The 15,717-nt window shown below is 69.5% G+C and carries 11 protein-coding genes; 7 read left to right on the forward strand and 4 right to left on the reverse strand.

Annotated elements, in window-relative coordinates:
- Positions 1 to 338: 338 nt before the first annotated feature.
- Positions 339 to 1,394, reverse strand: coding sequence for a LacI family DNA-binding transcriptional regulator (locus AB0J02_RS10415; RefSeq protein ID WP_363193187.1), 1,056 nt, complete (start codon positions 1,392 to 1,394; stop codon positions 339 to 341).
- 258 nt (positions 1,395 to 1,652) lie between these two features.
- Between AB0J02_RS10415 and AB0J02_RS10420 the strand changes: the two genes are divergently transcribed.
- From AB0J02_RS10420 to AB0J02_RS10450, 7 genes are all read left to right on the forward strand, one after another.
- Positions 1,653 to 3,005, forward strand: coding sequence for an extracellular solute-binding protein (locus AB0J02_RS10420; protein ID WP_363193188.1), 1,353 nt, complete (start codon positions 1,653 to 1,655; stop codon positions 3,003 to 3,005).
- Between the two features lie 121 nt (positions 3,006 to 3,126).
- Entirely contained in the window at positions 3,127 to 4,128 is a 1,002-nt protein-coding gene (locus AB0J02_RS10425) for a sugar ABC transporter permease (RefSeq protein WP_363193189.1), read from the forward strand.
- Between the two features lie 3 nt (positions 4,129 to 4,131).
- Entirely contained in the window at positions 4,132 to 5,019 is an 888-nt protein-coding gene (locus AB0J02_RS10430; protein WP_363193190.1) for a carbohydrate ABC transporter permease, read from the forward strand.
- Between the two features lie 223 nt (positions 5,020 to 5,242).
- The gene (locus tag AB0J02_RS10435) at positions 5,243 to 6,712 is read left to right on the forward strand and encodes a GH1 family beta-glucosidase (protein ID WP_363193191.1); all 1,470 of its coding nucleotides are present in this window, start codon (positions 5,243 to 5,245) and stop codon (positions 6,710 to 6,712) included.
- 97 nt (positions 6,713 to 6,809) lie between these two features.
- A complete protein-coding gene (aspT, locus tag AB0J02_RS10440; RefSeq protein ID WP_363193192.1) occupies positions 6,810 to 8,486 on the forward strand; it encodes an aspartate-alanine antiporter in 1,677 nt (558 codons plus the stop codon).
- Between the two features lie 14 nt (positions 8,487 to 8,500).
- Complete coding sequence (gene aspT / locus AB0J02_RS10445; protein WP_363193193.1) at positions 8,501 to 10,204, forward strand: aspartate-alanine antiporter; 1,704 nt, start codon at positions 8,501 to 8,503, stop codon at positions 10,202 to 10,204.
- A gap of 24 nt (positions 10,205 to 10,228) precedes the next feature.
- On the forward strand, positions 10,229 to 11,878 hold the full coding sequence (locus tag AB0J02_RS10450) for a bifunctional aspartate transaminase/aspartate 4-decarboxylase (protein ID WP_363193194.1): 1,650 nt from the start codon (positions 10,229 to 10,231) through the stop codon (positions 11,876 to 11,878).
- Positions 11,879 to 11,981: 103 nt separating this feature from the next.
- On the opposite strand, the gene AB0J02_RS10455 is transcribed toward AB0J02_RS10450, so the two are convergent.
- From AB0J02_RS10455 to AB0J02_RS10465, 3 genes are all read right to left on the reverse strand, one after another.
- Positions 11,982 to 13,469 carry a cellulose binding domain-containing protein gene (locus tag AB0J02_RS10455; RefSeq protein WP_363193195.1) on the reverse strand — a complete coding sequence of 496 codons (1,488 nt, stop codon included), beginning with the start codon at positions 13,467 to 13,469 and terminating at the stop codon, positions 11,982 to 11,984.
- 111 nt (positions 13,470 to 13,580) lie between these two features.
- Positions 13,581 to 14,978, reverse strand: a complete 1,398-nt coding sequence (locus AB0J02_RS10460; RefSeq protein ID WP_363193196.1) for a HAMP domain-containing sensor histidine kinase — start codon at positions 14,976 to 14,978, stop codon at positions 13,581 to 13,583.
- A complete protein-coding gene (locus AB0J02_RS10465; protein WP_363193197.1) occupies positions 14,975 to 15,679 on the reverse strand; it encodes a response regulator transcription factor in 705 nt (234 codons plus the stop codon). Before AB0J02_RS10465 ends, AB0J02_RS10460 begins: the two co-directional genes overlap by 4 nt.
- Between the last annotated feature and the right edge of the window lie 38 nt (positions 15,680 to 15,717).

Consider the following 15,717-nt stretch of genomic DNA (forward strand, 5'->3'; position numbering starts at 1 on the left):
GTCCGGGGGGCGCTGTTATCTCTCGCTGCAGTTGCGATGCGGGCGCCGGTCGTCAACCGTTCGGCGATCAGCCTCGGTTGGGCGGTTCTGCACTCACCCGCCAGGCGTACCCACCCTCCGTTCCCGGGGGTGTTCCCGCGGGAACACCGAGCCGCTTTCGGTGACACCCGCAGACACCGGCCGACATCGAACTGCGCCTGTTTGTCCGGGTTTTCGGCATCGCCGCAGGTCAAAAGTGGGTAACAAAACAGGTTCAAGTCCCGTCACTCACCCTGAATGACCGAAGGCCCCGGTTCGAAAGAACCGGGGCCTTCGGCGTTCCCGCCCCGCCCGAGGCCTCAGGACGACCCGCGCACCACCAGCTCGGTCGGCAGCACCACATGACGCTCGGCGCCGCGGCGCGTCGAGGAGCGCTTGCCGTCGGCGGCGAGCGCGATCTCGTCGAGCAGCAGCTCCGTCATCGCCCGGCCCATGTCCCTGGTGGGCTGGCGCACGCTGGTCAGGCCCGGCTCCATGTGGCGGGCGATCACCGAGTCGTCGAAGCCGACCAGGGCGACGTCGTCCGGGATGCGGCGGCCGGCCTCGCGCAGCACCTGGCGGGCGCCGGAGGCCATCAGGTCGGAGCAGGCGAAGACCGCGTCGAGGCCGGGGCTGCGCTCCAGGAGCTCGGCCATGCAGCGCCGCCCGCCCTCCTCGGTGAAGTCGCCGTAGGCCACCAGCTTCTCGTCGTACGCGATGCCGTCGGCGGTCAGCTGGGCCTCGTACCCGACGAGGCGGCGCTGGGCGCCGTACACGTCGAGGGGGCCCGTGATGATGGCGACGGAGCGGCGGCCGCGGGAGGTCAGGTGTCCGACGGCGGAGCGGGCGCCCGCGTAGTTGTCGGTGTCGACGGAGGGCAGCGGCTCGTCGGCGGAGCGGGGGCCGCTGATCACCGTCGGGATGTCCATCTGCAGCAGACGGTCCGCGAGGGGGTCGTCGGCGTGCACGGAGACGAGCAGGACGCCGTCGACGCGGTGGGCGGCGAGGTACGCGGCCAGCCGGTCCTGCTCGCGCTCGCCGCGGGCGAAGGTCAGCAGGAGCTGGAGGTTGGACTCGGCGAGGGCGATACCGACGCCGCCGACCATGCCGGAGAAGTACGGCTCCGAGAAGAACCGGGACTCGGCTTCCGGAACGACCACGGCGATGGAGTCCGTGCGGTTGGCCGCGAGGGCGCGGGCCGCTGTGTTCGGGACGTAACCGAGCTCGGCGACCGCCTCCTCGACCGCGGCGCGGGTACGGTCGCTGACCCGCGGCGATCCGTTGATCACGCGGGAGACCGTGCCCCGGCCCACGCCTGCCCGGGCCGCGACCTCCTCGAGGGTGGGACGCCTGCCGTGAGTGCCGCGAGCCGCCATGACTCATACCTCCCCAAGTCTCACGCGGAATCTAACAGCCCGATAACCGCGGCAAGTTGTCGCCGCCGAACGTCTTGACACCCATCGCATGAGAGGCGAATCTTCAACTCATCACGAGTGGGAGCGCTCCCACCGTACTTGGTTCTTACATACCTCGCACACTCCCCGCCCGAGCCGCAGCACGAACAACGGGCCCAGCACAGGCAGTTGGCCGGGGGACAGCACGTCAGAGCAACCGAAGCACTTTGGAGGGACGCAATGCGCACTTCGGGCAACTCCCGCGGCCGAGCTCGCCGCACCACACTGGTCTCAGCCGCAGGCATCGCCGCTGCCGCGCTCCTGGCCACGGGGTGCAGTGCCAGCGAAGACACCGACTCGGGCTCAGGCTCGGACGGCGGCAAGATCACCCTGCACGTCGGCACGTTCGGTACGTTCGGCTTCGACAACGGCAAGGGCAGCGCCAAGCTCTACGCCGCGTACGAGAAGCTGCACCCGAACATCAAGATCGTCGAGGATCACACCACCGACGGTCAGAAGTACTGGGACACCCTCAAGCTGCGGATGTCCCGCAACAGCGGCCTCGCCGACGTCCAGGCCATCGAGGTCGGCTACATCGCCGAGGCCACGGCCCCGACCATGGCGAGCAAGTGGGAGGACCTGGGCAAGGCCGACAGCGCCCACGTCTCGGACTTCCTCGACTTCAAGACCAAGCAGGCCACGACGTCCGACGGCAAGACGATCGGCTTCGGCACCGACATCGGCCCGATGGCCGTCTGCTACAACAAGGACCTCTTCAAGCAGGCCGGCCTGCCCACCGAGCGGGACGCGGTCGCCAAGCTGTGGCAGGGGGACTGGTCGAAGTTCCTCGACGTCGCGGCCGACTACAAGAAGAAGGCGCCGAACGGCACCGTCTTCACCGACTCCGCGAGCGGCCTGTTCAACGCGGTCCTCTCCAGCCAGCCGCAGCAGTACTCCGACGACAGCGGCAAGCTGGTCTACGACAGCAGCCCCGGCGTGAAGACCGCCTGGAACCTGGCCGTCAAGGCCGCGCAGGACGGCTACACCGCCAAGCTGCGCCAGTTCGACGAGAAGGGCACCTGGGCCGCCGGGTTCAAGAACTCCAAGTTCGCGACGGTCGCCTGCCCGAGCTGGATGCTCGGCCAGATCAAGAGCCAGGCGGGCGACGGGAACAAGGGCAAGTGGGACGTCGCCCTGCCCCCGCAGAACGGCAACTGGGGCGGCTCCTTCCTCGGCGTCCCGGCCTCCGGCAAGCACGTCAAGGAAGCCACCGAGCTGGCCGCGTGGCTGACGAGCGCGGCCCAGCAGGAGAAGGTCTTCACCGCGCTCGGCAACATCCCGTCCACCAAGGACGGCCTGGCCTCCGACACCGTGAAGAGCGCGAAGGTCGACTTCTACGGTGACACCCCGGTCGGCGAGATCTACTCGAAGATCGCGGCAGGCATCACCTCGGCGCCGATCGGCGCCAACGACGGCCAGGTGAAGACCTTCCTCACCGACAACGGCATCCTCGACGTCGAGCAGCGGGGCACGGACCCCAAGAAGGCGTGGGACAACGTCAAGAAGCTGGTCGACGACAAGATCGAGCAGTGACGGACGGCCGGTAGACGCGGTCCCGGCGCCCCCTTCGGGCGGGCGCCGGGACCGCACCACGGCCCGCCTCCCCCCCCCTCAGTGATCAATGCACCACCACCGAACCGGAAGGAAAGCCCGCGTGGCCACCTCCGTCAAGGCGGACGCCGGCGGCAGCCCGCCGTCCGCCCCTCCCTCCGCCGCACCGGTCCAGCGGCCCGCTCCCTCGAACTGGCGCAGCAGGATCTACCGCTGGGACCTCAAAGGTTCCCCGTACGCCTTCATCGCTCCGTTCTTCCTCTGCTTCGCGGCCTTCGGCCTCTTCCCGCTGATCTACACGGGCTGGCTCTCGCTGCACAGCGTCCAGCTCGGCGCCGAGGACCAGGCCTCCTGGGTCGGCTTCGACAACTACAGCCGCCTCCTCGACAGCGAGTTCTTCTGGCGCGCGCTGTCCAACACGTTCACCATCGGTGTGATCTCGACGGTCCCGCAGCTCCTCATGGCGCTGGGCCTCGCGCACCTGCTCAACTCCAAGATGCGCGGGCGCGCCTTCCTGCGCATAGCGGTCCTCACTCCGTACGCCACCTCGATCGCCGCGGCCACGCTGGTCTTCGCCCAGCTGTTCAACACCGACTACGGCATGATCAATTCGTTTCTCGACGTCTTCGGGATCGGACCGGTCCAGTGGGAGTCGTCCAAGTGGCCCTCGCAGATCGCCATTTCGACGATCGTGACCTGGCGCTGGACCGGCTACAACGCGCTCATCTACCTGGCCGCGATGCAGGCCGTGCCGAACGACCTCTACGAGGCGGCCGCCCTCGACGGGGCCTCCCGCTGGCGGCAGTTCGTCTCCGTGACCATCCCCTCGATCCGGCCGACGATCCTGTTCACCATCATCGTGTCGACCATCGGCGCCACCCAGCTGTTCGGTGAGCCGATGCTGTACGGCGGCAGCGTCGGCATCGGCGGCGGCAGCGGCGGTCAGTACCAGACGCTCTCGCTGCTCATGTACCAGACGGGCTGGACCAACAACTCCCTGGGCCGCGCCTCCGCCATCGCCTGGGTGATGCTGCTGATCCTGTTGCTCGTCGGCGCGATCCAGGCGCTCGTGGCCCGCCGCAACCGCACGAAGCTGGGAGGCTGACCCATGACCGTCCAACTCCCGGCTCCCCCCGCGGCGCGCCGCAGCCGCTTCGCACCCGGCGCGGGCGACCAGCGCAAGGCCGGACCGCTCGCCTACGTCCTGCTGATCGTCGCCGCGCTCGTCTCCCTGTTCCCGCTGTACTGGAACGTGGTGGCCGCCTCGCACGACAGCCAGCGGGTGCAACAGGCCCCGGCGCCGCTGCTGCCCGGCTCGCATCTGCTGGACAACCTGGATGTCGCGTGGAACCAGGTCCACATGGGCGTGGCCCTGGTCAACACCACCGTCGTGGCGAGTGTGATCAGCGCCAGCACCGTGCTCTTCGCGACGCTGGCCGGCTTCGCCTTCTCCAAGCTGCAGTTCAAGGGCCGCAACATGCTGCTGGCCCTGGTCGTCGCCACCATGACGGTGCCGCCGCAGCTGACCGTCATCCCGCTGTACCAGATCATCACGGACCTGCAGTGGACGGACACCCTGCAGGCGGTGATCATGCCGTCGCTGGTCGCGGCCTTCGGCGTGTTCTTCATGCGGCAGTACCTCGTCGAGGCGCTGCCGGTCGAGCTCGTCGAGGCGGCCCGGGTGGACGGCGCGAACAGCCTGCGGGTCATCTGGCACGTGGTCTTCCCCGTGGCCCGCCCGGCGATGGCCGTGCTCGCGATGCTCACCTTCGTGCAGGCGTGGAACGACTTCTTCTGGCCCTTCATCGTCCTCACCGACACCGGCACCCCCACGCTCCAGGTCTCCCTGGCGAACCTCGGCGCGGGAAACCACACGGTGGACACCGCGGTCGTGCTGACCGGAGCGCTGATCTCCACGGTCCCGCTCCTGGTCGTCTTCGCCTTCCTCGGCAAGCACATCGTGGGCGGCATCACGGCGGGCGCGGTCAAGAGCTGAACCGCTTCCGTGAGCGGTGCTCCCCAGCCCCGAGTCGGCCCGGCGCCTCCGTCCCGCCCCGCTCGGCGCCGGGCCCCCACCTCCACCTCCACCTCCGCAGCGCGGACGCGCGCAACGACGCGGCGTCCGCGGTGGAGGCGGGGCCCCTCGGCCGCCCCGCCGAAAGCCGTCGCCCTGACGGCCTGTCAACTCTCCTTCCTCCGCACCTTTTGGGAGCGCTCCTATGACCACCACGAACAACACCGGCCCCACCGTCGCCACCGCCCCCACGACCACCGCGGCCCCGCCCCGCACCCGATTCCCCGCAGGGTTTCTCTGGGGGTCGGCCACCGCCGCGTACCAGATCGAGGGCGCTGTGCGGGAGGACGGGCGGACGCCCTCGATCTGGGACACGTTCAGCCACACCCCGGGGAAGGTGGCGAACGGGGACACCGGCGACATCGCCGTGGACCACTACCACCGGTGGCGCGACGACGTGCGCCTCATGGCGGACCTGGGCCTGACCTCGTACCGCTTCTCCGTGGCGTGGCCGCGCGTGCAGCCCACCGGGCGCGGTCCCGCAGTGCAGCGCGGGCTCGACTTCTACCGCAATCTGGTCGACGAGCTGCTCGCGCACGGAATCAAGCCCATGGCGACCCTCTACCACTGGGACCTGCCCCAGGAGCTGGAGAGCGCCGGCGGCTGGCCCGAGCGCGACACCGCGTACCGGTTCGCGGAGTACGCCGGGATCGTCGGCGAGGCGCTCGGCGACCGCGTCGAGAGCTGGGTGACCCTCAACGAGCCCTGGTGCAGCGCCTTCCTGGGGTACGGCTCGGGGGTGCACGCCCCGGGCCGCACCGATCCCGCCGCCGCGCTGCGCGCCGCGCACCACCTCAACCTGGGCCATGGGCTCGCCACTTCGGCGCTGCGCGCCACGCTCCCGGCCCGCGCGGGCATCGGCATCAGCCTCAACCCGAGCGTGGTCAGGGCCCTGACCGACGCGCCCGCCGACCTGGACGCCAAGCGCCGGATCGACGCGCTCGCGAACCGCGTCTTCACCGGCCCCCTGCTCAAGGGCGCCTACCCCGAGGACCTGATCGCCGACACCGCGCGCGTGACCGACTGGTCCTTCGTGCGGGACGGGGACACCGACTCCATTCACCAGCCCCTCGATTTCCTCGGCATGAACTACTACACGCCCGCTGTCGTCTCCGGTCCCCGCGACGACCAGGACGGCCCCAGGCTGGACGGTCACGGCGCCAGTGACCACTCCCCCTGGCCGGGCGCCGACGACGTCGTCTTCCACCACGCACCCGGTGAAGTCACCGCGATGAACTGGCCGGTGGATCCGACCGGTCTCACGGACCTTCTCCTTGATTACACCGCTCAGGCCCCCGGGGTTCCGCTTTACGTGACGGAGAACGGCGCCGCCTACGAGGACTCGGTCGACGCAGAGGGCCGCGTCCACGACCCCGACCGCATCCGCTACCTCCACGCGCACCTCGGCGCCATCCACGAGGCGATCGCCAAGGGCGCCGACGTCCGCGGCTACTTCCTGTGGTCGCTGCTGGACAATTTCGAGTGGGCGTACGGGTACGGCAAGCGGTTCGGCGCCGTCTACGTCGACTACGAGACGCAGGCCCGCATCCCGAAGTCGAGCGCCTCCTGGTACTCCCAGGTCGCCCGGTCCGGCGGGCTGCCCGCCGACCAGTAGGGGCTCAGGGCCGGTACGTCGCGTGGCGAGGCCACGTACCGGCCCTTATTTTCCACGTATGCCCCTTATTTCCGCTATTGAGATTCGCTGAGCCGCCATGGGCGTGCTCAAGGACCACCCGGAACTCGTCCTGTTCGTGAGCCTCGCGCTCGGCTACCTCGTCGGGAAGCTGCGCGTGGGGCCGCTCACGCTGGGCGGTATCTGCGGGACGCTGATCGTCTCCCTGCTCCTGGGCGCCTGGACCAAGGCCCAGGTCTCCGACGACGTGAAGACGGTGTTCTTCGCGCTATTCATCTTCGCCCTCGGCTATATGGCCGGGCCGCAGTTCTTCCGCAACCTCAACAAGAAGAGCCTGCGCTTCTTCGTGCTGTGCGGCATCGAGCTGGTCTGTGTCCTCGGCATCGCCCTCGGCCTCGCCAAGTGGTTCGACCTCGACGTCGGCACGGCCTCCGGCATCCTGGCCGGTGCGGCCACCGAGTCGGCGGTCGTCGGCACGGCCACCGAGTCCATCGGCAAGCTGTCGGGCCTGACCACGCAGCAGATCACCGAGTACCAGGGCAACGTCGCCACCGCGTACACCGTCTGCTACCTCTTCGGCCTGATCACGATCGTGCTCTACACGAGCCAGATCATGCCGATGATCATGCGCATCAACCTGCGGGACGCCGCCCGCGACCTGTGGGAGCGCACGCGCAGCAGCGGCAGCCTGGAGTCGGACGAGCAGCCCGCGCTGCCGGGCATGGTGGGCCGCACCTTCCTGGTGACGACCGCCGACGGGCGGACCGTCGGCGACCTGGAGTCCGGCCTCGACGAGCGGGTCACCATCGAGTCCGTCAAACGCGGCAGCAAGATCCTCACCCCCGCCCCCGGCCTGGCCCTCACCCTCTCCGACCTGGTGCTCGTGGTCGGCAGACGGGCGCAGACCATCGAGGCGGGACGGCTCATCGGCCCCGAGACGCCGGGCGTGCCGGGTCTGGACTCGGCGCTCGCCACCAACCAGGTGTCGATCACCCGCAAGGCCGACGACGGCAAGACGATCGACCAGATCCAGCGGGAGAACCCCGAGTTCCTCAAGGACGGCGTGTACGTCACCGACGTCACGCGCGCCGACACGGACCTCCCCGCCACCGGCGACACCGTCGTGCACCGCGGCGACGTCCTCACCCTGGTGGGCGCCCGCTCGGGCCTGGGCAAACTGGTCGCGAAGCTCGGCTCCGTCGTCAAGAACGACTCCACCGACTTCATCTACCTGGGGCTCGGCATCGCCGCCGGTTCGCTGCTCGGGCAGGTCGTGGTGCGGTTCGGCAGCGTCCCGATGTCGCTGGGCACCGGCGGCGGCTGCCTGATCTCGGGGCTGCTCTTCGGCTGGTTCCGCTCGCGCAGCCAGACGTTCGGCGCGTTCCCGCCGCAGGCCGCATCGACCATCAAGGACATGGGCCTCGCGGTCTTCATCGCCTGTACGGGCCTGGTGTCGGGGCCACAGGCGTGGCCGCTGCTCAAGCAGTACGGGGCACTGCTGCCGTTCGCCGGGATCGCGATGGTGCTGATCCCCGCGACGATCTCGTTGCTCATCGGCCGCAAGCTGCTGAAGATCGAGCCGCCGCTGCTGATCGGCGCCATCGCGGGCCAGCAGTGCTCGACCCCGGCGATCACCGCCGTCACCCAGGTGGCGCAGTCGTCGGTGCCGATGCTCGGCTACACGATCACCTACGCCCTTTCGAACTTCCTGCTCCCGCTGACGGGCCCCGTGCTCGTCGGCATCCTCGGTTCCTGAGAGGCGGACGGAACATGATCGACTTTCTCAACCGGAACATCTTCCAGCCCCACCCCGAGCTGCTGGTCTTCATCACGGTCGCCCTGGGATTCCTCTTCGGGAAGCTGCGCTACAAGGCCATCGCGCTCGGCGCCGTCACCGGCTGTCTGGTCGCGGGGCTGCTGCTCGGCGCCCAGTTCAAGGTCACGATCGACGGGACCGTGAAGAACCTGTTCTTCACGATGTTCCTGTTCGCCCTCGGCTACAAGGTCGGCCCGCAGTTCTTCCGCGGCCTGAAGAAGGACGGCCTGCCGCAGGTCGTCAACGCGATCGTCGTCTGCGTCACCGGCCTGCTGGTCTGCTGGGGCTTCGCCGCGATCCTCGGCTACGGACCCGGACTCTCCGCCGGCCTGCTCGGCGGGGCGCTCACCCAGTCCGCCGTGATCGGCGTCGCGCAGGACGCCATCGGCAACCTGCCGGGCCTGACCGCCGGAGCCGCCAAGAACGAGGAGAACCTCGTCGCGATCGGCTACGCGGTGACGTACCCCCTCGGCACGATCCTCTGCGCGATGCTCCTGGCGAACGTCCTGCCGAAGCTCTACCGCAAGGACCTCGCCGCCGAATCGGCCGCGCTGGCCAAGGAGTTGGACGCTCCCGAGGACGACCCCGACCTCCACGAGGGCTACTACGAGGTCGTGCTGCGCGCCTACACCATCCAGCGCCCGGACATCGTCGGCCGCACCATCGACGACTTCGAGCAGCAGCAACAGCAGCTCGGCCACCGCATCTATCTCACGCGGGTGCGCCGCGACGGGCGGATCCTCGACCACGACCAGCGGACGGTGCTGCGCGAGGGCGACGTCGTCGCGCTGAGCGCGCTGCGCGGCTCGCTGGTCAACTACGACGCCCGCACCCACATCGGCGCGGAGACGGACGACGTCGAACTGCTCGGCTACCAGACGGAGTCACTCCACGTGGTGGCCTCCGAGAAGGCCCAACTCGGCAAGAGTGTCGCCGAGTTGCGCAAGGAGCCGTTCATGGTCGGCGTCTACATCGACAAGATCTACCGCTCCGGCGCCGAGTTCCCGTACCGCCTCTCCACCAGGATCGAACGCGGCGACACCCTCATCCTGACCGGGCCCAAGCGCCTGGTGGACCCGGCGGGCAAGGCTCTCGGCAAGCCCGTCCCGACGTCCTTCGCGACCGACATGATCTGGGTCGGCCTCGGCATCTTCCTCGGCGGCTGCATCGGCATCCCGGCGCTGACCGCGGGCGGTGTGCCGATCTCGCTCTCCACGTCCGGCGGCGCGCTCATCATGGGCCTGGTCTTCGGCTGGATCCGCGGCAAGTACCCGACGTTCGGCAATGTGCCGCCCGGCGCCCAGTGGTTCATGGACACGCTCGGGCTCTGCCTGTTCGTCGCGGTCGTCGGCATCAACGCGGGGCCCAGCTTCACCTCCGGCCTGTCGACGGCCGGCTGGGGCCTGCTGATCTTCGGTGCGGTGGCCACGGTGATCCCGCTGATCGTCGGCTTCCTGGTCGGCCACTACATCCAGAAGATCCGCTTCCCGATCCTGATGGGCGTCCTGGCGGGCGGCCAGACGACGACGGCCGCGATCGGCGCGATCAACGAGTCGTCCAGATCCCAGGTCCCCACCCTCGGCTACACGATCCCCTACGCCGTCGGAAACGTGCTGCTGACCATCTGGGGCGCCGTGATCGTCCTCCTCCACCACTGAGCACCGTAAGGAAGCAGAGACCTCATGCCCAAGACGAGCCTGACCCGCGAGCAGATCCAGCAGTACGCGCAGCTCTCCCCCTTCGAGCTGAAGAACATCTTCATCGACCTGGCCAAGGAGGCACAGGCCGATCAGCCCGGGCAGAAGGGCAAGTCGAGCGTCCAGATGCTCAACGCGGGCCGCGGCAACCCGAACTGGACGGCCACCGGACCCCGCGAGGCGTTCTACGCGCTCGGCTATTTCGCGCTCGACGAGTCGCGGCGCGTGTGGACGGCCGACAACCTCGGCGGGATGCCCGAGGAGCAGGGTTCCTACGAGCGCTTCGACACGTTCGTGCGCCGCCACCCGGACCTGCCCGGCATCGAGCTGCTCGCCCAGTGCGTCCAGCTCGGCATCCAGCGCTTCGGGTTCGACAAGGATGCCTTCGTGCACGAGCTGACCGACAGCTCGATCGGCGACAACTACCCGGTGCCGGACCGGATCCTGCACCACACGCAGGAGATCGTGCGTGGCTACATCGCGGACGAGATGTTCGCCAAGAAGCCGCCGGCCGGGGACTTCTCGTACTTCGCGACCGAGGGCGGCACGGCCGCCATGTGCTACATCTTCGACTCGCTCATGAAGAACGGGATCCTGCGCAAGGGCGACAAGATCGCGCTGATGGTGCCGGTCTTCACGCCGTACATCGAGATCCCCGAGCTGGACACGTACGAGTTCGACGTCACATACGTACAGGCCAGCATGTTCGCCGAGGCGGGCGTGCGCGAGTGGCGCTATCCGCAGGAGGAGGTCGCCAAGCTGGAGGACCCGGAGATCAAGCTGGTCTGCCTGGTCAACCCCTCCAACCCGCCCTCCCTGGCGCTTTCGCAGCGCGTCGCGAACCAGATCAAGGACATCGTCGCGACGAAGAACCCGAACCTGCTCATCGTCACCGACGACGTGTACGGGACGTTCGTGGAGGGCTTCCGCTCGATCGCCGCGGACCTCCCCCGCAACACCCTCCTCGTCTACTCGTACTCGAAGCACTACGGCTGCACGGGCTGGCGGCTCGGGGTCATCGGGCTGCACGACGACAACGTGATCGACGAGATGCTGGCCAAGCTCCCGGCGGCGGACAAGGACCGGCTGAACAAGCGGTACGGGACGCTCACCCTGGAACCCGAGAAGATCAGGTTCATCGACCGCCTTGTCGCCGACTCCCGTCAGGTGGCCCTCAATCACACGGCGGGCCTCTCGCTCCCCCAGCAGGTCATGCTCAGCCTGTTCTCACTCTTCGACCTGCTGGACGAGGGCCAGGAGTACAAGCTGCGGATCCGCCGAATCGTCCAGCAGCGCCTCGAACTCCTCCTGGAGGGGGCCCAGATGAAGGTCGCGGAGGATCCGCACCGCGCCGGGTACTACATCGAGCTGGACCTGATGGCGCAGGCCCAGCTGGAGCACGGCGAGGAGTTCGCGGCGTACCTGGAGAAGAGCTACGAGCCCGTCGACCCGCTGTTCCGCCTCGCCCGGCAGACCGGCGTGGTGCTGCTGAACGGCGGCGGTTTCGAGGGCCCGGAGTGGTCGGTCCGCGTCTCCCTCGCCAACCTCGACGACCTGGACTACCTGAAGATCGGCCACCACCTGCGGGCGATCTTCAACGACTACGCGGAGGAGTGGCGGGCCTCGAAGGGCTGACGCCCGACGCCTGACATGGCACAGCCCCGGCCGGGTGGGGGGACTCCGCGGAGCACCGGCCGGGGCCGCAACCCCCGTTGTTCGAAATGGCTTACCGGCAGGGCTACTTGAAGGCCACGAACGCCTTCTGGAACGCGTTCGCCGACTGCTCGACCGAGCTGCAGGTCGGCTGCGCGGAGTTCGAGGCGCCGCCCTCGCACTGCTTGTCGCGGGTCGCGGACCACATCGAGAGGCTGCCGAGGCCCTTCTCCTTGGCGAAGGTGACCAGCTGCGTGGCGTCCTCGACCTTGAAGACCTCGGACGAGACGTCGTTGACGCCGATCATCGGGGTGAGGGCCACGGCCTTCCAGGCGGCCGCGTCGGAGAGGCCGAGCGCGCTCTTGATCTGCGCCTGCGTGGCGGTCGCGGCCTGCTCGGCGTAGGTGCCCATGTCGCCGCTGTACGAGGCGCCGTAGTCCATCGCCATGATGTTGACGAGGTCGGTCGAGACCCCGTTCTCCTTGGCGTTCTTCAGGAAGTTGACGCCGTCCGAGGTGAGGCCCTCGGGCATGACCGGGAGCGTGAAGGAGACGTTCAGGTCGGAGTTGTTCTTCTGGAGCGTCGCGATGGCCTGGGCGCGCTTGGTGTTGGCGGCCGTGTCCGGCAGGGCGCCGCCCTCGATGTCGAAGTCGACCTTGGTGAGCTTGAACTGGTCGATGACCTTCTGGTACGCCGCCGCCAGGTCGCCCGCCGAGGAGCACGCCTGTGCCAGCTCGGTGCCGGAGGCGCCGCCGAAGGAGACGCGGACGTCGCCGCCCGCGGACCTCAAGTCGCCGATCTGTGCGGCGACTTCGTCGCTGCCGAGGTCGCTCACACCGCCCCACTTCGGGGAGCAGTCGCCGCCGGAGGTGATGAAGGCGAGGTTGTACTCCTTGACGCCGGTGGCCTTGGAGGAGGCGACCAGGTCGAACTTCGGGTAGAGCGAGGTGTCCACGTACGGGGCGAAGCCCGCGGTCGCCGCCGAGCCCGAGCCCGTACCGGCGGAGGAGGACTGCGACGGGCTCGCCGTCGCCGTCTCGCTGGGCTTGGCGGTGGCGGAGGCAGAGGCCGTGGCGGAGGCCGACGCGGTCGGGGCGGGTGTCGCCGTGTCCGTCGGGCGGCCGCTCGGCTCCGGGGTCGCGCCGTCGTCGACGGAGCACTTGGCGTCGTTGATGAGACAGCCGGTCGGGTCGGCGTCACCGGAGACGACGAAGCCGACGGTCACGGACTTGCCGGCCGCGATGCCTTCCTTGTCCCAGGAGGCGGGCTGCACGGTGACGTGCGAGCCGCTCACCTTCGAGTCGGCGTTCCACAGCGAGCTGAGCCTGGCACCGGCCGGCAGGTCGAACTCCAGCGTCCAGGCGGACTGCGCCTTGTCGGTGTCGTTCTTGATGACGTACTGGCCGGTGTAGCCGCCGGACCAGCTGCTGGTCTTGGTGTACGCGGCGCCGACCGAGGCCGCCGACGCGCTGGACGCGAAGAGGAACCCGCCGCCGCCCACGACGGCCGCCGCGACGATGCCGCCTATCGCCTTGTTCCTGCCGCTGACCCTGCGCCGGTGCGTGCTGCTCATCGCGTGCCTGCCTTAGCTGTACGGGGGGTTTGGGGGTGCGGCAGCACGCTAGCGATCCGGAATCCGTCAATTCGGGCAACAGGGAAGCGCCGTACGGATCTTAGGGTTGGCTTAAGGAAGGGATCGGGAGCGATTAAAGGTCGAGACCAGTCCTTTACGTTCGCGGCCCCGATGCCCACGGCTGCGACGGCCCTCCAGCAGGCCGCGCCCGTCGAGCTGCACCCAGATCCGCACCTCGGTGCCGCCGAGCACGGAGGAGCCGATGCGCACGTCGCCGCCGGTCGACTCGGCGAGGCGGCGCACGATGTCCAGGCCGAGCCCGGTCGAGCCGTCGCTGCCCGAACCCTTGCCGCGGGCCATCGCCGCCTCCGGGTCGAGAATGCCGGGTCCCGCGTCCGAGACGAGCACGATCACGGCGTCCTCGCCGCTGTGCACGTCGACCGCGAAGGCGGTGCCCTCGGAGGTGTGCCGGAAGACGTTGCCGAGCAGCGCGTCCAGGGCGGCCACCAGCTCGCCGCGGGCGACCGGGATCCGCACGGGCCGGTCGATCCCGGCGACCCGCACCTTGCGGCCCTCGTCCTCGGCGAGCGCCGACCAGAAGTCCATCCGCTCGCGGATCACCTCGGCGGCGTCGCAGCCGGCGCCCGGTCCCGCCGCGGCGGTCTGCGGCTTGGCGTCCCGTGCCGTACGGATGATGGTGTCGACCTCGCGCTCCAGCTGCTCGACGGCGACGCGGGTCTGCTCGGCGGCGGTGCCGGTACCGAGCGAGGCGACGTTCAGTCGGAGCACGGTCAGCGGCGTGCGCAGCCTGTGCGAGAGATCGGCCGCCAACTCCCGTTCATTGGCGAGCAGTTGTACGACCTGGTCGGCCATGGAGTTGAACGCGACGGCGGCCAGGCGCAGTTCGGAGGGTCCGTCCTCGGGCACACGCGCGCCGAGCCTGCCCTCGCCCAGTTCGTGCGCGGCGCCGACAAGGCGCTGCGCGGGCTGCACCACCCGCACCCCGAGCCGGTCCGCCACGGCGACCGAGCCGATGATGAGCGCGATGCCGACGCCCGCGAGCACGACCCACGCGGTCGTCACGCCATTGCCGACCTCGGCCTCGGGGACGTAGACCTCGACGACGGCGATCTTCCCGGTGCTGACCGCGATCGGCTGCAGCCACACGTAGCCGCCGGGGACCTCGTCCTTCCTGGCCCGGCTGATGTCCAGCTTGTCCGCGGTCACCCGCTGCCGCCCGAGCCGGATCGCGGGGTTGCCGCCGGCGGCCGGGACGTACACGGACATCCGCTCCTCGCCGCCGGTCTGCGCGGTGGCGAGGGCGCGGGCGAGCTGGTCGCGGTCGGTGGTGATGGAGAGGGTGGGCCCGATGGCGGCGGCGGTCCGCTCGGCGTTCGAGAACGCCCGGTCCCGCGCCATCTCCTTGATGACGAGCCCGAGCGGGATGGCGAACGCCACCACCACCATGGTCGTGACGGCCAGGCACACCTTGACCAGCGCCCACCTCACAGCGCGGGCTCCGGCTGCGGCGGCTCCAGCTTCACGCCGACACCGCGCAGGGTGTGCAGGTAGCGGGGGCGCGCGGCCGTTTCGCCCAGTTTCCGCCGCAGCCACGACAGATGTACGTCGATGGTCTGGTCGTCCCCGTAACTCTGCTGCCACACCTCGGCGAGGAGTTCCTTGCGGGGTACGACGACGCCGGGGCGTCCGGCGAGGAAGGCCAGCAGGTCGAACTCGCGGCGGGTCAGGTCGAGCCGGGCGCCGTCCAGTTCGGCCTGCCGGCGCAGCGGGTCGATGGCCAGGCCGCCGACGCGCAGGACCCGGGACGGCGGCTCGGCGCCCGCGCTGGAGCGCGAGCGGCGCAGCACGGCGGCCATCCGGGCCGACAGGTGCTCGGGCGAGAAGGGCTTGGTCAGGTAGTCGTCGGCGCCGTCGTTCAGCAGCCGGACGATCTCGGCCTCGTCGTCGCGGGCCGTGGCGATGATCACGGGTACGTCGGTGATACCGCGCAGCATCTTCAACGCCTCGGCCCCGTCCAGGTCCGGCAGACCGAGGTCGAGGATGACCACGTCGAACCGGAAATGGGCGACCTCGCGCAGCGCCTCCAGGGCCGTGCCGACGCTGCGCACGGTGTGCGCGGCGTCGGTCAGGTGCCGGATGAGGGCTGAGCGTACGAACTGGTCGTCCTCGACCACGAGCACACTTGCCATGGGCGGCACCGTACGCCATCCGGCCGATCCGGCCCTCC

Origin of the sequence: Streptomyces sp. NPDC050264, from assembly GCF_040655895.1 — a bacterium.
Classification (GTDB): Bacteria; Actinomycetota; Actinomycetes; order Streptomycetales; family Streptomycetaceae; genus Streptomyces.